This window comes from Dyella jiangningensis, from assembly GCF_003264855.1.
GTDB classification, from domain to species: Bacteria; Pseudomonadota; Gammaproteobacteria; order Xanthomonadales; family Rhodanobacteraceae; genus Dyella; species Dyella jiangningensis_C.
This window is the reverse complement of the sequence record NZ_NFZS01000004.1, coordinates 1,174,938-1,194,103: the sequence shown is the minus strand read 5'-3', so window position 1 is coordinate 1,194,103 and position 19,166 is coordinate 1,174,938. Positions and strand designations below refer to the sequence as shown.

Annotated in this window: 16 protein-coding genes; 11 read left to right on the top strand and 5 right to left on the bottom strand. The window is 61.8% G+C overall.

All coding sequences use genetic code 11. The features are described 5' to 3' along the window. Positions 1-60 precede the first annotated feature (60 nt). Positions 61-498 carry a hypothetical protein gene (locus tag CA260_RS17980; RefSeq protein ID WP_146745377.1) on the top strand — a complete coding sequence of 146 codons (438 nt, stop codon included), beginning with the start codon at positions 61-63 and terminating at the stop codon, positions 496-498. A 128-nt stretch (positions 499-626) separates the two neighbouring features. On the opposite strand, the gene CA260_RS20995 is transcribed toward CA260_RS17980, so the two are convergent. Together CA260_RS20995 and CA260_RS17975 are read right to left on the bottom strand one after the other, a co-directional pair. Continuing rightward, positions 627-917 carry a hypothetical protein gene (locus CA260_RS20995; protein ID WP_146745376.1) on the bottom strand — a complete coding sequence of 97 codons (291 nt, stop codon included), beginning with the start codon at positions 915-917 and terminating at the stop codon, positions 627-629. Between the two features lie 412 nt (positions 918-1,329). Next, positions 1,330-2,400, bottom strand: coding sequence for a serine hydrolase domain-containing protein (locus tag CA260_RS17975; protein ID WP_111984362.1), 1,071 nt, complete (start codon positions 2,398-2,400; stop codon positions 1,330-1,332). Between the two features lie 437 nt (positions 2,401-2,837). Here CA260_RS17975 and CA260_RS17970 point away from each other — a divergent pair, with 437 nt between their 5' ends. The 6 genes from CA260_RS17970 to CA260_RS17950 all read left to right on the top strand — a co-directional run bounded on the left by CA260_RS17970 (position 2,838) and on the right by CA260_RS17950 (position 5,595). Further along, entirely contained in the window at positions 2,838-3,308 is a 471-nt protein-coding gene (locus tag CA260_RS17970) for a RidA family protein (protein ID WP_111984361.1), read from the top strand. Positions 3,309-3,448: 140 nt separating this feature from the next. Further along, positions 3,449-3,670, top strand: a complete 222-nt coding sequence (locus CA260_RS20990; RefSeq protein ID WP_146745375.1) for a hypothetical protein — start codon at positions 3,449-3,451, stop codon at positions 3,668-3,670. Positions 3,671-3,728: 58 nt separating this feature from the next. Next, the gene (locus tag CA260_RS17965) at positions 3,729-4,031 is read left to right on the top strand and encodes a hypothetical protein (protein ID WP_111984360.1); all 303 of its coding nucleotides are present in this window, start codon (positions 3,729-3,731) and stop codon (positions 4,029-4,031) included. A 93-nt stretch (positions 4,032-4,124) separates the two neighbouring features. Further along, positions 4,125-4,394, top strand: a complete 270-nt coding sequence (locus CA260_RS17960) for a hypothetical protein (protein ID WP_146745374.1) — start codon at positions 4,125-4,127, stop codon at positions 4,392-4,394. Between the two features lie 602 nt (positions 4,395-4,996). After that, a complete protein-coding gene (locus CA260_RS21210; protein WP_172461893.1) occupies positions 4,997-5,170 on the top strand; it encodes a hypothetical protein in 174 nt (57 codons plus the stop codon). Between the two features lie 182 nt (positions 5,171-5,352). After that, on the top strand, positions 5,353-5,595 hold the full coding sequence (locus CA260_RS17950) for a helix-turn-helix transcriptional regulator (protein WP_111984357.1): 243 nt from the start codon (positions 5,353-5,355) through the stop codon (positions 5,593-5,595). A gap of 23 nt (positions 5,596-5,618) precedes the next feature. On the opposite strand, the gene CA260_RS17945 is transcribed toward CA260_RS17950, so the two are convergent. Both CA260_RS17945 and CA260_RS17940 read right to left on the bottom strand, forming a co-directional pair. After that, positions 5,619-10,499 (bottom strand): autotransporter-associated beta strand repeat-containing protein, encoded by a 4,881-nt coding sequence (locus CA260_RS17945; protein WP_272946574.1) that lies wholly within the window; start codon positions 10,497-10,499, stop codon positions 5,619-5,621. Positions 10,500-10,939: 440 nt separating this feature from the next. Then, the gene (locus CA260_RS17940; protein ID WP_172461891.1) at positions 10,940-11,914 is read right to left on the bottom strand and encodes a PD40 domain-containing protein; all 975 of its coding nucleotides are present in this window, start codon (positions 11,912-11,914) and stop codon (positions 10,940-10,942) included. A 323-nt stretch (positions 11,915-12,237) separates the two neighbouring features. On the opposite strand from CA260_RS17940, the gene CA260_RS17935 reads away from it, so the two are divergent. From CA260_RS17935 to CA260_RS17920, 4 genes are all read left to right on the top strand, one after another. Next, on the top strand, positions 12,238-14,217 hold the full coding sequence (locus tag CA260_RS17935; protein WP_111984354.1) for a winged helix-turn-helix domain-containing tetratricopeptide repeat protein: 1,980 nt from the start codon (positions 12,238-12,240) through the stop codon (positions 14,215-14,217). A 212-nt stretch (positions 14,218-14,429) separates the two neighbouring features. After that, complete coding sequence (locus tag CA260_RS17930) at positions 14,430-14,924, top strand: hypothetical protein (RefSeq protein WP_111984353.1); 495 nt, start codon at positions 14,430-14,432, stop codon at positions 14,922-14,924. A 183-nt stretch (positions 14,925-15,107) separates the two neighbouring features. Next, positions 15,108-16,700 (top strand): tetratricopeptide repeat protein, encoded by a 1,593-nt coding sequence (locus CA260_RS17925; RefSeq protein ID WP_111984352.1) that lies wholly within the window; start codon positions 15,108-15,110, stop codon positions 16,698-16,700. A gap of 192 nt (positions 16,701-16,892) precedes the next feature. After that, a complete protein-coding gene (locus CA260_RS17920; RefSeq protein WP_111984351.1) occupies positions 16,893-18,635 on the top strand; it encodes an N-acyl-D-amino-acid deacylase family protein in 1,743 nt (580 codons plus the stop codon). A 213-nt stretch (positions 18,636-18,848) separates the two neighbouring features. Here CA260_RS17920 and CA260_RS17915 read toward each other — a convergent pair whose 3' ends face one another. Further along, the gene (locus tag CA260_RS17915; protein ID WP_111984350.1) at positions 18,849-19,091 is read right to left on the bottom strand and encodes a hypothetical protein; all 243 of its coding nucleotides are present in this window, start codon (positions 19,089-19,091) and stop codon (positions 18,849-18,851) included. Between the last annotated feature and the right edge of the window lie 75 nt (positions 19,092-19,166).

Below are 19,166 nucleotides of genomic sequence, written 5' to 3'. Positions count from 1 at the left end.
AAGACGTATGAGCCTCTAAGAGTCGCTCAATAGGCCGAAGGAGATGTCGTGGGTCCGTTAGTGGCATTCATACTGGTGGCGTTGATGATGCCGATGCTGCTGCAGTTGGCTGGTCGTATGAGGGGCGGCGACCAACTCCTCCAGCGATCCTTTGACGAACAGACCGCGCTTGTCGGTGGTGCGAAAATTCCGGCCTCACGGCTGTCGGTACTTCACCGCTGGCCCAACAACGCCATGCGAGGACGCTATGGCGATCTGATTCAGATCGACGCCAACTGGCTATGTCGGTCGGAGAATGGGCAGTACGTCGTGGCCATCGCTCAAACCATGCGAGAGCCTGGTGAATGGGCCCGCTTCAGTTGGAGAAGCGCTTCTCCCCGAATCACCTGGACGTGGCGAACGCTCAGCGAAGCCCAGGTACGAAACATGCTGACGGGTGAGCAGAAGGTTTATCGCCGGCTGTTTGGATCGGATTCGTCATCACAAGCGAAAACCTGAAAGAAAGAGGCCAGAGTACTTTTTCTAGGGAACGCACTCTGACCCCTTTTTCTCTTTGTTAGAGCACTCGAAACCTATTCTGTTGGCCGATGGGTAACCGCGCCCTTGGCGCAGCACCCATCTGCTACTTACTTGCCCTCGGGGACGAGGTTGGCCAACTTGCCCTTCTTGTCGAACTGGCAGCTGAAATTTTTCTTGCCGTCCATGCCCGCGTCGGCGGTGCCGGTGATCGTATAGCCGGCATCGGCGGCTTGTATCGGCTGCAGCTGGATGTAATCGTTCTTCACGTCGAATTTCTTCGCTGCAGCGTCGAGGCAGCGAGTAGTCAACTTGCCCGGGTCGGGACGATCGGAAGCAATTGCGTGGGAAGTCAGGGCAAGCCCGAGGGAAGCGGCCAACAGTAGGGAAGGGGTACGCATGGGTCTATCTCCGTACGAGGCACGAGGCTGAAATCATTGCCAGGCGAGTTTGCCCCTCGATTCCTTGCGCAAAGATGAATCGCGTGCACCGGAAAGAGGGGCAGAGTTCACTTTTTCCAAAAAGTCGACTCTGGCTCTCTTTCTCCATTTCTCGACACCACCGCCTTCTACTGGCTGGCTCTGCAGGCACGATACGATCTGGAAAGGGCCAAGCCCGTAGTCCAGGCCTATCGTCCTCTCGTTGATTAAGCAGATACGTGAATCGTCCGCTTCCGACGCATGGCAGACCTGGTTTGGGCCGCGTGGCGTGCTTTCCATCGAACGTCCGAAGCGGACACAAGAATGGCGGGCATGCGCTGGGCGTGGCGGGGTTCATGGAGACCACGCCTTTGCTCGTCGATACGGTATGCCGCTAGTGGATAGCGCGCTTGGCGATGTCCTCCACCAGGGCATCGGAGTCGATCACGCTGGTATTGCCCAGCATGATGATGGTGATGTCCTGGTCCATCACGTGGAAGAACTGGGCTTGCGTGCCCATGATGAGACCGGGTCGCTTGATCACCGGATGCTTCGCGCCCTTGGCGGTGAGTTGATAGGACCACAAGCCGTCGCCGTACTCGTCCAGTCCGGGTTTGATCATCTGCTGCAAGGTGGCTGGCGCAATCAGCCGGCCGGCGAACAGGGCGTTGGCGAACTTCAGGAGATCGCCCGTGGTGGAGTACATGGCACCGGCGGCGTACCAGTTTTCCGGATACACCGGCAGCTCCCGGGAGAGGACTTTCTTGTCGTCGGGGTACCAATACGAATCGGCGAGCCGGTCCACGATGTCGCCATGGTGGAGCACGCCGCTGTCGATCATGTGCAGCGGATCGAGGATGCGCTCCTTGAGCACCTGCTCGTAGGGCTGACCACACATGCGTGAAATGATCTGGCCGAGCACAACGTAGTCGGCATTGTTGTAGTTGAACTTCTCGCCTGGCGTGCTGATGAGCTTGCCGCTGCTGAACTGCGCCAACAGTTGATCACTGGTGTGTGGCAGCTGGTAGACGGGAATGCCTTGCTTCAGCGCCGTGGCTTGATCGGTAACCGCATCGAAACTCGGCAGGCCCGAGGTATGGTTGAGAAGTTGCTGGATGGTTACCTTGCTGCCCGCCTCGCCCACATAGTCCGGCAGGTAGGTCTTGATGGGCTGATCGAGAGCGAGCCGGCCCTGTTCGACCAGTTGAAGGATCAATACCGAGGTGAACAGTTTGGTGATCGAAGCAATCTTGAACCGCGTCTGCGACGTATTGGCGACCCGGAAGGGGATGCTGGCAAGCCCGTAGCTCCTGATCAGGTTGGTCCCGTCGTGCCATTGCACCAGGATCGATCCGCTGTAGTTGTGCGCATTTGCGTATTCGTCGACAAAGTCCGCCACGGCATCGTTCTGGGCAAACAGGCGCGCTGAGCACAACAGGCAAATCATCACGACAATGCAACGCATAACTGACTCCCGGGCAGGGCGAGGCGGGCGCTTCGGTCAATCGCATGAAGCTTAGCCACCACGAGCCCCGTCTTCAGACTCCATGCGACGAAAGCGGCCCTGAAGCGACGAAGAGGGCGCAGGCCGGGATGAAATGCCCGGGCGGACCCGATGGGTTGCGCCCGGCGGGGTAGTGGCCGGTTACGAAGCAGAAAATGTCCCGACGGTTTCCGCCAAGTCGTTGCAACGACCGGCTGAACCCGCAACCCGAAGCGGACATGCTAGGAGTTCTTGGCAAGCGTCCCGGCCGGAGTGACCGTCTATGGGATCGCCGCGTCCGCTTTTTTGACTAGACTTGGACGCCACAGGCAAGAGCAGGAGCTTCTGCTCCCGAGCCGATATAGTGCTCCCTCGGAACAACGCTCGATGTAGCGCCCCTTCACAAGGAGACCGTTCTCATGACCCGCCTCTTGATTCAAACGCTAACCGTTGCAACCGTCGCCTTGGCGAGTGCGTTTGGGGTCCATGCCACATCTGCACAGGAGAGCATCACGCACTATGTTACTGGCGAGAGCACCTATCCCTTCTCACCTGCCGTACGTGCCGGCAACACTGTCTATCTCTCTGGACAAATCGGTAACGATGCATCGGGCCTTGGCAAAGACTTCGATACCCAGGCGCATCTCGCAATGGACAATATAATGTCTGCGGCTAAGCTCGCGGGGATGGGGCCGGAGAACATCGTCAAGTGCACCGTCATGCTAGCCGACATGAAGAACTGGGATGACTTCAATAAGATCTATCGGGCCTATTTTCAGGCGGGGAAATTCCCTGCGAGGAGCGCCTTTGGCGTAACGGGTTTGGCTCTAGGGGCCGCCCTGGAAGTGGAGTGCATCGGTTACATCACAACTCCTGCAATCGCTCGCTAATCCAAGACATCGACTGCCGACTCTTTCCAAGCACGTGTTCCTAGGCGACTGTGTCAGTCGGCACACAGAAATGTCTGCTCCCGGCCCGGAGCGGACCTCACCGAGCAGCGGGTCAGAATAGAGTTCATTCGGATTTGACGATGCGTTTCGATGAGACGGATGAGGCACTGAGACCGGCAACTTGCGGTGTAATCGCCGTTCTAGTTGCTTTGTTCGGTGCCGGCCTGTGCGCTCTTGGCTGGAAATTGAACATCCCGGCGCTGGTGCTGCTTGGCGTCATTGCCGTATGCGCAAGCATACTTAGCGGTATTGGCTTCATCCTATGGGGCTGGTGGAAGGCATTTCGAACGCAATCAAAGTAAGTTGGCTTCCGACCCGGAGCGGACTTTCGCAAGGGTGTGCATGAGGAGGAATGATTGGATGTCGACTGAGATATCAATGGAAACAAAGGTAACGCTGAGGCAGGCGTTCCTCATCATGCATGCCTACTTGAGTCTCCACTTCGAGTTGAGGGGCAATCCCGGCGAGATTGGCGCCTTACTGAGTGATTTGTCGCTTTGGGATACCGAAAGCGGCGGCAAAGAGCCGATGGACGGAGCCGTATTTCCGGATTGGCTGAACTGCGCCAAGGAAGTCCTGTCGGCCGACGCAACGCCAGAGGGTTTTCGGGGTGCCGACATTCTGCTCGACGGCAAACCACCTACGATTAAGGTCAAGCGTTAGAGTCGGCTTCTGACTCACCGCGGACAAGTTGGATATGACGAGACTGATCACTAGGAGATAGCTAGTCCGATGATCGCGTTCAGGGTTCGCGAGATGAGCCAAGCCGAAAGGCGGCGGATGATGCTTGCCGGGGTGCCCATTCTGGCCGCCACCTGGGTTGCAGCCCTCGGGCATAGCGCCGTGGTCTACCTTCCGCTTTTGGTCGTCGTCATCCTGATCTATACATTCTTCTACGGGATGATTTTCAGGGCGCTGGAAATAGCGGAGCAACCTCAGCGTAGGATTCGCTTTTACGCCGGCGTGATCGGAGTCGAATTGGTTTGCATCGCCGTAGCTTTTGGCGTGCATTCGTTGTTGGTGTAGAGGTCCGCTAACGACTGCGGGCTCAATGGGTCAACGCAACACCCAGATGCTTGGTCAGCAGAAGGCGAGTTGCGACGGTATCCGGACTCAGGTTCATTGCTTCAAGGCCGGTAGTCAGGAAGTGCCTCAATTCCAGGGTCGAATGGATTCAGGGGCTGTGGAAGACGTTAGGAAAGCTGCCGAATAGTCGTAAAACGTTGAAACGCATGCAGAACATGATCTCGCCCAGGTGTTGCGTTGACCGACTGAAGTCGCAACCCGAAGCGGACGGTTTAGAACCCAGGCTTTAGCGCGATGGTCCTAGCGATTGACAGGATTTGGATCGTCGCTTGCCCGCGCCACATGAGCTTTCCGTCACGCTGGCGCTCAAGCAGCGGCTATTGTCATTAGGAGATCAGCCCATGGAGTACCACGCTCGCTGCCATTGCAAGCGCGTGCGCTTTTCGTTTCGCAGCCCCGAGATCACGTCCGGCAAACGCTGCAATTGCTCGCTGTGTGTCCGCAGGGGGGCGGTGCTGTCGCCAGACTACATTCCAGCCGCCGACTTCACGCCGCACGCCGATGAGAGCGACCTGACCGTATACGTCTAGAACGACAAGGTCTTGCGCCACTATTTCTGCAAGACCTGTGGCATCTCTATCTACAGTGCCGTCGCTGGCGAAGACGGCAAGGACCGTTATCGAGTCAACCTCGGTTGCGTGGAGGGCCTCGACGCGCTGGCGCTCGACATCACGATTGTCGACGGCAAGTCGCTGCCGCTTGCCGATGCGCCTTGAGTCTTCTGAACTCGTTGTCGTTGCGCGGCGGGTTTGAAGTTGCTTGGGGGCTGTTCAAGCGAGCGTCCACTAAGAACGATCGCCAGTTGGCGGTTCAGATGGCGGGTTCGCCATTCCAACAATAACGGGGTCGAGTTCACTCCTCCGGAGTCCAGAAGTGAGCCTGACCCCGTTGTCGTTTCTTGCTGCACGCCTACCTGATCCCCAACGCACTCAACCCCGCCCGACTCGCACGTCGCACCCGCATATCCGCGCGCCACATCAAAGCCTTCATCGACGGCACCCACCCCAGCACCCCCAACATCGCCATCCGCCTTTCCCTCGCCCTCGACACCACCGCCTTCTACCGGCTGGCGCTGCAGGCGCGGTACGACCTGGAAAAGGGAAAGCCCGTGGTCCGCGCCTATCGTCCTCTTGTTGATTGAGCGGGTTCAGAAACCGCGCGCCCCTAGAGCGCCACGACCACCTGCGTCGAGAGCATCTGCGCCTGGTCACGCTGCCCCTTTTCGTAGTCGTAGCCGAATTTCAACGACGTACGCGCCGAAAGCGTTGCATTGAGGCCGACACTCAACACGCCGCTGTATCGCGACAGGCCGATGCCAACCAGTGGCTGCCATTGCTGCAGGCCGACGAAACTGGCATTGAACGCATCGCCCTGCGAAGCGAGCGTGCGACGGAACTGCGCGCTGGCATTGAAATCAATGGTGCGGCCTTCGTCCAGGTCCCAGTGACGGGCCGCACGCAGGCCGAGGCCGGCCTGCCAGCGATCCAGCGTCTGGGCGTTGGCGCGCAAGCCGAAACCGCCGGCGCCCTGCTCGGCAAAACCGCCGCGCTCGATGCTTGCGTATTCCAGATTGGCGAAGGGCGTGACGCGGGTGCCGGCCCAGTTCAAACGCAGGCCGCTCTCGCCATAGGCTACGTTGTAGTTGCCACTGTAGTCGGTGGATACGCCCTGCGTGCCCGTGCCCAGCAGCAGCTGGCGGCTGACGTCCTGCTGGAAGTGGCCAAAGCCGACGCGCCCCTGCGTGTACCAGTCGCCATTGCGCCAGCCGGCATACACCATGCCTTCCGTACTGCGGCTGTGGTTGCGGTCATAACTCTGATCGAGCTGCTGTCGACCCTGGCTCTGGCCGAAAGCGAAACCCGCCACGCCGGAACTGCCGATCCGCCGATCGTTGCCAACCAGCCATCCGTTCAACTGGAAGCCGACACCGTCATAGCCGGCGCGGGCCATATCGCCACCCACGTTGACATCGTGCGTCCACATGCCGAAACCGGAGTTCTTGCCCAGCAGATCGTCGAAGCGATCCGCCAGCGCACGGCTGGATGCATCGATGGCCTCGAAGGTCATCGCCGCGCTCGCGGCGTGCAACTGGCCGGAGAGGCTTTGCAACGAGGCCTGTGCCGCCTGCAAGGTCGGCGCCTGCTGGAACTGGCCGGCGGCTTGCACGAAGCCACTCGACACGCTCGAGAGATTGCCCGCGGCGATTTTGCTGTCCAGCTGGGTGAACGCGCCCTGCACGCGTTGCGCGCTGACGAACGAAGACGGCGTGTAGGACACGCCATTGCCCGCAGCGGCGGTCGTCACGTTGAGGCCGGTGGTATCCAGCCACGCGCTATTGGCGTCGTAGTTGATGGTGGTTGCCGTGAACACCACGCCGGTGTCCTTGACCAGCTGGCCGAAGGTGCCGGTCAGGCCACCGGTTGCGGTAAGGACATTCGTGTGCGCGTTGCCGACGTAGCCGCCGTCGGCGCCGGTGATTTCGAGCGTGCCTCCGTTGAGCGCAGCTGTTCCGCCGACTGCAAGCTTGCTGCCGAGGCTGACTGACAGGGTGCCAGTGGATGGCTGGCTGTAATTGCCGACCACGTTCGTATCGCCGCCATGGACCGCGATCTTGCCGGCGTTGGTGAGATTGCCGCCAATGCCGGGCACGCCAGGATGCACCGATGCGCCCGAGTAACCGTCGAGGGTGCCCGCCGGGTTTATGGTTACGTCGCCAGGCAAGGCATTCATGGACATGACCGAACCGGTATTGATCGTCATGCCGCCCGTGTAAGTGTTGAGCCCCGCAAGGATCAGTGCGGACGAGCCATTCTGCGTGACGGATCCTGTTCCCGTAATGGTCCCGCCGAAAATGGCCAGCGAGCTATCGAATACGAGGGAGCCGTTGTTCAGGATATCTGACCCAAAAAACGTACTGCCGACCGGACTACCGGGCACGTTGCCCGTGTTGTCGATCTGCAACGTACCGCTCTGGATCACGATGTGCGAGGGACTGATGTTGGCCCCCGACAGCGGTAAGGTGAGGGTGCCCGCGCCGGCTTGCACCAGCGTGCCGTCGTACGCTTGCGAGTTGTAGCTCGTAATCGTGCCGCTGAACGTCACGTCGTCGCTGCGGTCAAATACCAGGCTGCCGTGGTAGAGGCTGATAAGAGTGCCCTGTCCGATGGAGCCCGTCGTGCCTCCGTTGCCAATCTGCAGGGTGCCGCCGCTGATGGTGATGCTGCGCGGATTGAGATCGTCGTTGTCGATGATCCAGGTGCCGCTGGTGGGTCCCGACATGAAGCCGGCGAACGTGGTTTTGCCGGTGACTGCCTGCGAATACAACTGCACGGTGCCTGGGCTGCCGTTCAACGTCAGGAGAGACGTGTTGTTCGAGCCGATGTCGAGGTCGCCATGAATGGAGCCACCGGGCGAGAGCGTCACGAAGTTGACTGCGGTGGGATTCATCTGCACATTGCCGACGATGGTGCCCGCATTTGTCAGCGTCAGCGCTCTACCCATGCCCCCGGCAGTCTGGCTGTCCGGGGCCACAAAAATGGCGCAATCGCCGGCACCCGCGCAGTCCCCTGCCATTGTCCCGGTGGTTTCGATGGTGGAACCGGCAGCGTTTGTCACGCTGCCTCCCTGCTGCAGGTAGAGAGCTGTCGTCGCTCCCGAAATGGTTGCGCCCCCGGTATTTTTTACCACCGCGCTGTCGCCGCTCACGCGGATGGCAAAACCGTTGGCGGAACGGATCGAGCTGCCGACGCCGTCATTGGTGATGCTGCCGCCGTATTGCAGGTCGATCGCGCCCGCGCCACCTGCAATGGCGCCGCCTCCCGTATTTTGAACGGTGCCCGCCGCCAGCAGCGCCCGGATCGCGATGCCGCCGACGGAGCGAATGTTGCTGCCGGGACCATCGTTGGCGATCGAGCCGCCATAGCCTGAGTCGATGCCGATGTCCCCGCCTTCTATCAGTCCGCCGCTGCTGTTTTGGACGGTAGCCACATAACCATAAAGCGCGATGCCAGCATGATTTCCCTGGATGATGCCGCCGTCATGGTTCTGCACCGCAGGGGTGTCGAAATAGGCGCTTCCGGCATCCACGGCAACGCTCGTGTTGCCACCAAGCACGCCCGCATTGTCCAGGCCTCCGCGACCTTGCAGCGCGATGTGGTTCGACAGCGAGGCCCCTTGATCTACCTGCAAGGTGGACGTGGGACCATATGACACATTGCTGACGCCAACGGTGATGTCACCGGCCCCCAGTGCCGCTCCCGCAGCAACCTCCAGCGTGCCGGCGTTCACCATCGTGCCGCCTGCATAGGTATTGGCGCCGGTCAGGGTCAGCTTCCCCGTACCGAGCTGGGCCATTGCGCCGCTGCCACTGACGATGCCGCTGAACGCCAGGTTGTCACTGCGGTTGAACGCCAGCGACGCATTGTCCGTCACGTTGCCAAGGATCGAACCGGTGGCGCCGCCGTTGCCGATCTGCAAAACGCCGCCGCTGATGATGGTTCCGCCGGTATAGGTGTTGTTGCCGCCCAGCACCAGCGTGCCGGCGTCGGTCTTGACCAGCGCGGTGCCGCCGTCGAGCGCGCTGTTGATGGTGGCCTTGAAGCCTGCGCCGGCCGAGGTTCCGTCACCGACCCGGAGAATGGACTGCGTCGTATCGTCAACGCTGCCGACGAGGTTTATCGCATCACCCTGGATTACGTAACCGTCGCTGGCGAACTGCATGCCTTGCGCATGGACAATGCCGTTGCCATCGTTCACGGTCACCGTGCCCGGTGCACCCTGGAACACGGCAAAAGAGCTGTCGCTGAAAGGCGCGTTGATGGCACCATCGGCGCCGGTCCAGTTGTTGTTCGTGCCGCCTGTTGCCCAGGTGCCATTGCCACCGTTGATGACATTGTTTCCCTTGGGACCGGCATCGCCGTCCCAGAAACTGAAGACCATGCCCTTGGTGTCGACCAGATTGACCTCATGGGCAACGCCGGTCTGCACCGCCCAGCCCGTGGATGGCATGATGCCGAGCGTCAGGCCGTTGTCGACCAGGGACCCGTCGTAGTTGAACAGGCGGTGCACGCCGGGGCCCAGGTCGCCGCCCGACGCGACGTCGATATTGAGCACGCCATCCAGAGTCAGGTTGCCTTTGACGTTGACCAGGTCGCCGGCCTGGGTGCCGCCCGTGGCTTGTCCAAAGCCGAAATTGAGCAACGAGCCGGAAGACAGGGTGAGATTGCCGTTGATGGTGAGCGTGCCGGTGGCCCCCTTGTCACCTGGCGCCAGCGCCGCACCATCGGCCACGAAGACATCGCCGCCCAGCGTGCCATAGCCGCCGAGCGTGGCACCGTTGGCAACGGTGGTCGCACCCGTTGCGGCGGACTGGTTGCCGTTCACGTAGAGTGCGCCGGCATCGATCTGCGTGGTGCCGGTGTAGCTATTGGTGCCGGTGAGAAAGAGAGTGCCGGTGCCGGCCTGGATGAACCCACCGGTGCCCGTGATCACATGGGCGAAGCTCACGTCGTCAGCGCGGTCGAAGGACAGCGTTCCGTTGTTGAGGACGTCGCCGATGATCGATCCGGTCGTGCCGCCACCGCCGATCCGCAGGAGGCCGCCGCTGATCGTGGTGCCGCCGGCATAGGTGTTGGCGCCGGTGAGGATAAGTGCGCCGTTGCCGGCCTGCACCAGTGCACCGCTGCCGCTGACGATGCCATTGAAGGTGATGTCGTCGCTGCGATTGAACACCAGCAGCGCGTTGTCCACCACATCGCCGGTGATCGAGCCGGCCCAGCTGCCATTGCCGATCTGCAGGACGCCCTGGTTGATCGTGGTGCCGCCGCTATAAGTATTGGTGCCGGTCAGCGTCAGAGTACCTGCGCCGCCTTTGATCAGATTGATCGAGCCGCTCAGGTTGTCCGGCCATACGGTGACGGTGTTGGCGCCCACGTCGATGTTGCCGCCGGTGAAGCCGGTTGGACCTACGGGGGGAGACGTCGGCTGCGTGGGTTTGACGTTGCCGCCGCCACCGCCACCGCCACAACCTGACAACCCAAGTGCCATTGCCACGGCCACAGCCATTGCGCATGGCCTGACTAACACACGCACGATCGTACGACCGGGTGCATCCGCACCGCGCCATGCTTCCATGTTTTTCCCCCCTGTGGTCGCAGCATCTTGCCGCAAGAATTGTCAGGGGGCCAGTACGGCCAGTCCGGGCTTCCCAGGCCGCCAGCAAAGGGGGGCGACCAAGGTATTTGAAAGCGGGGTCAGGTTCACTTCTCTCGAGTTAACAAGTGAATCTGGCCCCATTTCCTTCGCTGTCCTGCGAGAGCCGCAAAGCACATGGCGACGTGTTCGGGCACGGCGCGCACGCCCCAGGCTGATGCCAACACGCATGCCACGGCCAACCACCGTCGGGAAACTGGTGCGCGACCACCACGATGAACTCACCACGACGATCACGATTTGCACCGCGGCCATGTGATGGTCCTTCCGCCAGCTCAGCGGCCGCCCGTAATCTTCGTTCGCGTGCTCACATACACATCGCCCGGATCGTCGACGTTGAGCTTGCGACCGAAGTACAAGCGCGTGTCATCCGCCGACAATGAGGCGCGGGTTTCAGAGGCCGGCGTGTTGATGGCTGGATTGTCGATGCGCTTCGGCGGCGACCATGGCGATGCGGTGTCAGTGCGCGTGGATACGTAGATGTCCTGGTCGAACGCGCTGGTGCCGGCACGGTTGGAACTGAACACGATCTCGAGGCCGTCCTTGCTCACGTTGGGCATGCGGTCGTCGGCGGCTGTGCTCAATTCGGCTATGCGCTCGCCGGGCAGTATCCTGCCATCGGGCAGTACCCGGCTCATGTAGATGTCCTGGCCCTGGCTGTCGGGATAGCCGTTGCTGGAGAAGAACAGGCGCGTGCCCTCGGGGGTCTCCACCAGCGACGGGCTGAACTCCGCGCCCACGGTGTTCGGGCCGCTCGGGAAGCAGCCCAGGTTCACCGGTTCCTCCCAGCCGTGGGCCGGATTCTCCCGCGTGATGTACATGTCGCCAGCGGACGGGCCACCCACGGGCGGAGGTGGCGGCGTGTTGCCGGGATAGCAGTCGTCGGCGTTCTGTCGCGAGCTGACGAACAGCAACCACTTGCCGGGCAGCGGCGTCGGGCAGTAATCGAATTCGGACGAGTTCACCAATGGCCCGAGGTTCTCCGCCGCGCCCCAGTCCGATTGCAGCGTGTCGCGATGCGCGCGGTAGAGGTCGAGCTTGCCCTGCGCCCCGGGCACGTTGCGGCTGGAGGCAATGTACAAGTCCAGACCGCTCGGGGATTCGATCGGGCAGCCTTCGGCGGCGGGCGTGTTGATCGCCGAGACCGGCTGCGGATCGCTCCACGGGCCGAAGTGCTGGGCGCTGACGGTACCGGCCAGCAGCAGCCCGACGACGGCCGAGATACCGCAGGTTGCGGATTGCAGTTTCATATGCCTCTCCTTGCAGGTTGGGTGGTCTGATCGGGCTTCGACGCCGGGCTTCTCGGTTCGACGCTTTGGCGCGCGCGGCCACGTGCCCGACATGGCTGCCGCCGGCCGTAGGGACGGCCATCAGGCACGGGCTGGCCCAGGAGAACTTGGGCTCACGGCGATTCGCCTGGTGCGCATGCCGCTGATGCCGGCACGGCCAGTGTCGCGCCGGCATCGCTGTCGGGTCTTGAGGAAAGGCCGAGGCTTTGTGAGGAGAGCTTGGGGAATGTTGGGGCGCACGGGCGTATGCTTTGGACGCCCTCCCGGACCCAGGCAGGCACCCGATGTCCCAGCCGCAGCCGGCCCGCCTTGCCTTCGACGACGTGGTCATCGATGTCGCCGGCCAGCGCCTGTGGCGCGACGGAGTCAGGCAGCCACTGGAGCCCAAGGCGTTCGCCGTGCTGGCCCTGCTGGCCTGCGCGCCGGGGCGGGTGTTCGGACGCGATGAAATCCTCGATGCGGTCTGGGGCCACCGTCACGTCACACCCGGTGTGCTCAACCGGGTGGTGACCATGCTGCGCCATGCACTGGGCGAGGACGCGCAATCTCCACGCTACCTCCGCACCGTGCATGGCGTCGGTTACCGCTTCGAGCTGCCTGCCGCTACGGAGCCGCGGCCTGATACACCGTCGGAGGCACCGACGGCCGACGCTCCCATGCTCGATACCGCGCTCGTGCCGACGCCACACCCGCGCCGCCGTGCCAGCGATGTGTCGCCCATGCGCAAGCTTCTTAAAGCGACGATGTGGCTGCCACCGTTGCTGGCCTTGGTCGCTCTCGCCGGCTGGAAGCTGTGGCCGCGCGACCTGTCCGCCGCCACGGAAGCGGCACCGGTGCTGGAGCAGCGCAGCATCGCCGTGCTGCCGCTGGTGAACGCCAGCGGTGACGCCGGGCAGCAGTTCTTCTCCGACGGGATCTCCGAAAACCTGATCCACGCCCTGTCCCGGTTCGAGGGCCTGAAGGTCATCGGCCGTACGTCCTCGTTCCGCTTCCGCGACGGCAAGGACGAAAGCAAGGCCATCGGTTCGAAGTTGGACGTGGCGTACCTCGTCAGCGGCAGCGTGCAACGCGAGGGCAGTACCGTTCGCATCGGTGTGGAACTGGTTTCCACCGCCGATGGCCACACCGTCTGGACCGAACATTACGATCGGCCCTACCAGGATCTGTTCGCGCTGCAGGACGAGATCGCCCGCGCCATCGCCGGCGCCCTGCAGGCGAAACTGCTGCGCACGTCCTTCGCCACGAAGCAGGACGACCGGCCGCCCAGCGGCAACATCGAGGCCTACAACGCCTATCTGCAAGGCCTGCGAAGTTTCTACATCGGCGATTACCGCAAGGCCATCGAGCTCCAGGAAAAAGCGACGCGGATCGAACCGGGGTATGCCTCCGCCTGGGCGCAACTGTCGACCGCGTGGGCGCTCGTGGGTCAATCCGCGGTGGAAAGCGAAGAGGCGCAACGCGCGTATGCCGAGGCGCGCAAGGCCACCGACGTCGCGCTGCAACTCGCGCCCGACCTGGGTCTCGCGCACGGTGCGCGCGCGAACTTGCTGCTGGCCGCTGATTTCGACTGGCTCGGTAGCATCGCCGAATTCCGCCGCGGGTCGCAGCTTGCGCCGGAAAACGGCCAGATCCGCGGCGGCCTAAGCCGCGCGCTCGCCGCAAGCGGCCACCTGCACGAAGCCATCGAACAGCGCCAGCGCTTCCTTTCGCTAGACCCGCTCTTCGCAGGCAACCACTACCTGTACGCCCACCTGCTGATCGCCTCAGGCCGGCTGGACGCGGCCGAAAGCAGCATCCGCTTTGGTCGCGAACTGCAGCCGCGACCAGGGCCGCCTTCCGACTTGATGTACGTCGCCATCCTGCGCGGCGATGCGAACACCGCGCTGGATGTGGCCGGGCGCCAACCTCCCCTGTGGCGAGAAATGGCACTGGCCGTGGCGGCGCAGATCGGCCCGGATCGCGCCGCGGCGGATGCGGCACTGGCGAAAGCCCTCGAGGACGGGATGTGGAACAAGACCACGCCCTACCTGATCGCGCAGGCCTATGCGCTGCGCGGCGATGCCGACAAAACCGTCGAATGGCTGGAGCGCACCTGGTCCACGCACGACACCAGCCTCCACCGCATGTTGTACGACCCGTTGATCCTGCGCTTCCGCAACGACCCTCGCCTCGCCGCGTTCTGTGCAAAAGTGGGCCTGCCGCCGCCCTCGGCAAGCGAGGCGCTGAGCATCGACCAGATCCTGGCGAACGCGGGGAAAGGCTGAAGCGATAACGGGGCCAGGTTCACTTCTCTGGAGTCCAGAAGTGCATCTGACCCAGTCGTCGCAGACCCCGTTGTCGCGCTTTCCAATGCTCAGCGAGTAAACGCTTGCCCTGACGAACGAATGGATCGAAAAAGCCGAGGGCGACCGGGCGGCGGCGACCAGGCCAGCCTTTGCCCCTTGCGGGCATCACATTCGCGGAATGATTAAGATCGGTGGGCACGCAGCAGGTGACCGAAGGGGAAAAAATGAAGAAGTTCTTCCAGATCCTTGGCGGGATCTTTCTTGTGCTTGTCTTGATCGTTGCAGTCATGGTGGGTGTTGGCGTCTACCAGGGAGCGGGGCTCGACGCGTCCAGCAAGGCCTATGTCGAAGCGAACGTGAAGCCCGTGGTCGCGACCTGGTCGAAAGACGAGCTGATGTCGCGCGCCGCGCCACAGCTGGTCGAGATCATCCGCAAGGATCCGGATCAGCTGGATCAACTGTTCGCCAAGCTCAGCAAGTTGGGCGCCCTGAAAAGCCTGAGTGAGCCCAAGGGGCAAGCACTCTTGGCGGTCAACGCTGGCAGTGGCAAGACGGTAAGCGCGTCATACACGGAGTCCGGGGAGTTCGAGAACGGTCATGCGGACTTCAATATCAAGCTCATTCAAATAGACGGCCAATGGCGCCTCGCCGGCTTCTACGTGAGCTCGCCGATCATGCTTCAGTGAAACGACCAAACAGGCGGGAAGGGTGCACTTTTTGCAGAAGATCAGGCAGACGTGGGGATTGATGCCTCGCGAGCAGTGACTTGCACGACCGGCACTCAGGAGTGACGTGATCTCGGTGTGACGCATGCTGCGCATGCGAATCGATAATCGTTGAATGGACTTTTCATCCCAGGAGAAAGGCACATGGAACGCTCGGGTAGGGATATCGGCAGTTCATCCGGTCGTGGCAAGGCAACAGGGTCGCGACAACGGGTACTGGCCATCGTGCTGGTTGCGCTGGCCGTTCCGTACGGCATCTTCTCCCTGGTTCAATGGCACGCATCCAATGTCGAAAAACGGGAAGCGTCGGCATACACGAATTTCGTGAAAGCGATGGTGCAGGCGGAGTCCATCTCGGATCCACTGCAGCGTTGCCTCCAATACCCCGAGCTGCCTGGAAGTCACTGGAACGCGGAAACCACGCGGTCCTATTGCGAGTTGCGCACCCACAAGACGATGCGGCTCGCCGAGATCGACGCCCTCCTCAAACAGGGGCGTGCCGCCGAGGTTGATCGCACGTTCCAGCAATACCTGGACACTCAGTTGCATGAGGCCGGTCATCCTGGGCTCTTTGACATCGCTTTCGAGAACGCCGGTTTTGACAAGTCGTCCAGCGACACGCGGCGCATCATTGACGCATGGAAGCAGCAGTCTCCTGACAGTGCCTTTGCATTGGGTGCCAGCGGCGTGCAGTACGTCGATGCTGCCCAGGAAGCACGAGGCCGGGACTGGTCAAGGAACCTCGGCGAGCAGCAGGTGATCGATATGCGTCGCCAACTTGTACTGGCGAAGCAGGATCTGGATCGTTCGGTGGCTCTGCTGCCGTCGTTGACCGCGGTCTACAAGTCCATGATCTATCTCGGGGCACTCGCCGGCGCCCAGGATTACCTGGAGAACGCTGCCGCGATGGGGATGAGGGCGGACCCGTACAACTTCTCCATCCGCCTTGAAATGATGAACCTGGCGCAGCCCCGATGGGGAGGGCAGTTCGGAGGTGTGGAGACACAGCGCGCGAGAGACCAGGCAGACGCGCAGCACAACCCTCTGCTGAGGATCCTTGCCCAATATCCGAACCTATATCGCGCCACGTGCAATTGCGGCTATTCGGCGGAGCAGACCCATCAGCTGGTCCTGCAGGCCAGCGACGGAAATGTCACTTCGTACAAGCTGGTCGATCTTGCCGACATGATGTTCGATGCCGATCCGAAACTGGCCGTGCAGCTCTACGCGCAAGCACTTCGCTTTGATCCCACCCATGCGGACGCGCTGCAGTGGCGTTCGCGGTTGCTGATCAACATGCATGACACGCAAGCTGCCATCGACGTCATCGAGGCGGCAGCAAGGCACCACCCGGAGGACAACGCCGTCGCGAATCGGCTGGCCAATATCTACAGGCACGCGGGTCGTATCCGCGAAGCGGAAGACACCTACCTTGCTGTGCTCAAGCGCGACCCGGATGAGCAGTACGCCATGTCCCAGCTGGGGGATCTCTACAATCATGAAGCGCATCAGCCGGACAAGGCAGAGGCGCTTGCCGATGTACTGATAGAACGCCACCCCGACGACCCCCACGGCTACATCGTGCGGGTCTGCAACCAGATGGATCATGACTTGCCCGGCGTCTACGACACCATCCATTACTTTATCGACCACTTCGGTCTGCAGCCGGAATGGAAGGACCAGGTTGCGGAAATGCGGGCGTATCTGGCAAAGCATCCAGAGCCGCCGCGCACATAAGAGTCTGGGCCGTGGAATGGCTCCGAAAGATGGGCACGAGCCGTCGAGGCCGTTTGCGTTGTCGGATTTGGATGGCTGTGCCGATGCGCTCTACCATCGGGGATGGGGCGTATTCCTAGGCTGCGCCCCCAGGGCCCGGGTTGCACAACGTCGCTGCACACTCGTCAACTAACATCCAGAAAGGGCATTGCCATGGTCGCTATTCTGCGTCGTCGTGTTATTCCTCTGGCCGTACTCATGGGTCTTTCGTCGTCGGCGGCGGCGCATGACGTGGTGATCCGGAGCGGCTTGATCTACGACGGCTCGGGCAGCAAACCTTATGCCGGTGAAGTGGCGATCGATGGTGACCGCATCACTTACGTGGGCCCGGCGCGCAAGGGCACGAGCGGCAGCAGGGACAAGACCGTCATTGATGCGCATGGCCAGGCGATTGCGCCCGGCTTCATCAATATGCTGTCGCATCCGGAAGATTCGCTGTTCGTCGATGGGCGCGCGCTGAGCGACCTGACGCAGGGCGTGACGCTGGAGGTCATGGGGGAGATGTCGATGGGGCCCTTGAACCCTGCCATGCAGCACCTGATGGCCGAGCGCCAGATCGACATCAAGTATCCGGTGACGTGGACGACGCTGGGCGAGTATCTGTCCCTGCTCGAACACAAGGGAATTTCACCGAACATTGCATCGTTTGTCGGCGAAGGAACGGTGCGCACCAACGTGTTGGGCGAACGCAATGTGGTGCCGGACGCGACGCAGCTTGCCGCCATGCGTGCGCTGGTGCGGCAAAGCATGGAGGAGGGCGCACTGGGCGTGACCACGGCCTTGATCTATTCGCCCGAAACCTATGCCAAGACGCCGGAGCTGATCGCCATGGCGCAGGAATCGGCACGTTGCGGCGGCATCTACTCGGCCCACATGCGCAGCGAAGGCGACCGCATCGAGGGCGCCATCGACGAGATGATTGCCATCGCCAAAGCCAGCGAGGCTCCGGTCGAGATCTACCACCTGAAACTGGCGGGCAAGGACAACTGGAACAAGATCGACAAGGTGATCGGCACTATTGAGCAGCAGCGCGCGCAAGGCGTATGCATCACGGCCGACATGTATACCTACACGGCGGGCGCCACTGGACTGGATGCGGCGATGCCCTCCTGGGTACAGGAGGGTGGCTTGGAAGCATGGATCGCGCGCCTGCGCGACCCGGCCGTGCGCAAGCGGGTGCTGGCGGCAATGCGCAACCCTCATCCGGCCGACTGGGAAAACCTGCTGGCAGCTGCGGGCGCGGAGAACACGGTGCTTCTGCAATTCAAGAATCCCGCGCTCAAGAACCTGACCGGTAAAAGCCTGGCGCAGGTCGCGCGCGAGCGTGGCGTGAGTCCGGAAGATGCGGCGATCGATCTGGTGATCGAAGACGGCTCACGCGTCGGCATCGCCTATACGTTGATGAGCGAAGAAAACGTACGCCGCATGGTCGCGCTGTCGTGGGTAAGTTTTGATTCTGACGAAACGGGCGCCGCGCCGGAAGGCGTGTTCCTGAAATCGTCACCGCACCCGCGTGCCTATGGCAGCTTCGCCCGCGTCTTCGCGCAATACGTGCGCAAGGACCATGTGCTGACCGTGGAGCAGGCGGTACGCAAGCTGAGCACGCTGCCGGCCGACGTGCTGTCACTGCCTGATCGAGGTCGGTTGAAGGTGGGCGCGTACGCCGATGTAGTGGTGTTCGATCCCGCAACGATCCAGGACCACGCCACGTACGCCAAACCGCACCAGCTGACGACGGGTGTGCAACAAGTGCTGGTGAACGGCCAATTCGCCATCCGTGACGGCAAGGCAACCGGCGCGCCTACCGGCCGCTTCGTCCGTGGCCGCGCCGCCAAGTCACTCGGCGGCAGCTGCAAGGACTCGGCGAGTCAATGGACCTGGACGTGGACGAAGTAGTGCACGTCCTGCCCTGAGCTATCTGGGCGAAGGCGCTGATGCGTTGCCGGCCCGGCAGCGCTACCCGTACCGTAAAGGCATATTCATTCTCTGCAACGGGAAGTAGCTCAGTCGACGCTGTTCCGATTCCATCTGTCATTGCGCACGTAACAGCAAGGCCATGCGACCGCCTTATACACGCCAACGATAGATCCCAAGCCCCATGGACCCGTGTCAGTGGCGAGAATCGAAGCCGTTGTTCTGCTGATGGCCACGCGCAGCGTTTGTAGCTCGCGCGATTCTGGCGGCAACGTATGTGACGAGCTGGATGGCAAAACCTGCGGCTGCTGCGATGTAGATATATATGCCGTGACCCAGTACCGACATCGGACCGATGATGACCGCATAGCTGAGCATCACGAGCCAGCAGATGAAGGCTGCGAACATGATGTAAAGACCGGCTAGCTTCCATGTCATGACGAATCTCTATGCTTGTTGTGAACAGTACTTTTCCTTGCCCAACGCGGCACTTCAGCGATCAAATGTGCAATC

What these genes read in the sequence shown, in the direction of transcription:
- CA260_RS17940 (WP_172461891.1), bottom strand. Translation starts at nt 11,914, where the DNA reads ATGAAACTGCAATCCGCAACCTGCGGTATCTCGGCCGTCGTCGGGCTG.
- CA260_RS17920 (WP_111984351.1), top strand. Translation starts at nt 16,893, where the DNA reads ATGGTCGCTATTCTGCGTCGTCGTGTTATTCCTCTGGCCGTACTCATG.
- CA260_RS20995 (WP_146745376.1), bottom strand. Translation starts at nt 917, where the DNA reads ATGCGTACCCCTTCCCTACTGTTGGCCGCTTCCCTCGGGCTTGCCCTG.
- CA260_RS17965 (WP_111984360.1), top strand. Translation starts at nt 3,729, where the DNA reads ATGTCGACTGAGATATCAATGGAAACAAAGGTAACGCTGAGGCAGGCG.
- CA260_RS17915 (WP_111984350.1), bottom strand. Translation starts at nt 19,091, where the DNA reads ATGACATGGAAGCTAGCCGGTCTTTACATCATGTTCGCAGCCTTCATC.
- CA260_RS17945 (WP_272946574.1), bottom strand. Translation starts at nt 10,499, where the DNA reads ATGGCACTTGGGTTGTCAGGTTGTGGCGGTGGCGGTGGCGGCGGCAAC.
- CA260_RS17975 (WP_111984362.1), bottom strand. Translation starts at nt 2,400, where the DNA reads ATGCGTTGCATTGTCGTGATGATTTGCCTGTTGTGCTCAGCGCGCCTG.
- CA260_RS17960 (WP_146745374.1), top strand. Translation starts at nt 4,125, where the DNA reads ATGAGCCAAGCCGAAAGGCGGCGGATGATGCTTGCCGGGGTGCCCATT.
- CA260_RS20990 (WP_146745375.1), top strand. Translation starts at nt 3,449, where the DNA reads ATGCGTTTCGATGAGACGGATGAGGCACTGAGACCGGCAACTTGCGGT.
- CA260_RS17935 (WP_111984354.1), top strand. Translation starts at nt 12,238, where the DNA reads ATGTCCCAGCCGCAGCCGGCCCGCCTTGCCTTCGACGACGTGGTCATC.
- CA260_RS17925 (WP_111984352.1), top strand. Translation starts at nt 15,108, where the DNA reads ATGGAACGCTCGGGTAGGGATATCGGCAGTTCATCCGGTCGTGGCAAG.
- CA260_RS17970 (WP_111984361.1), top strand. Translation starts at nt 2,838, where the DNA reads ATGACCCGCCTCTTGATTCAAACGCTAACCGTTGCAACCGTCGCCTTG.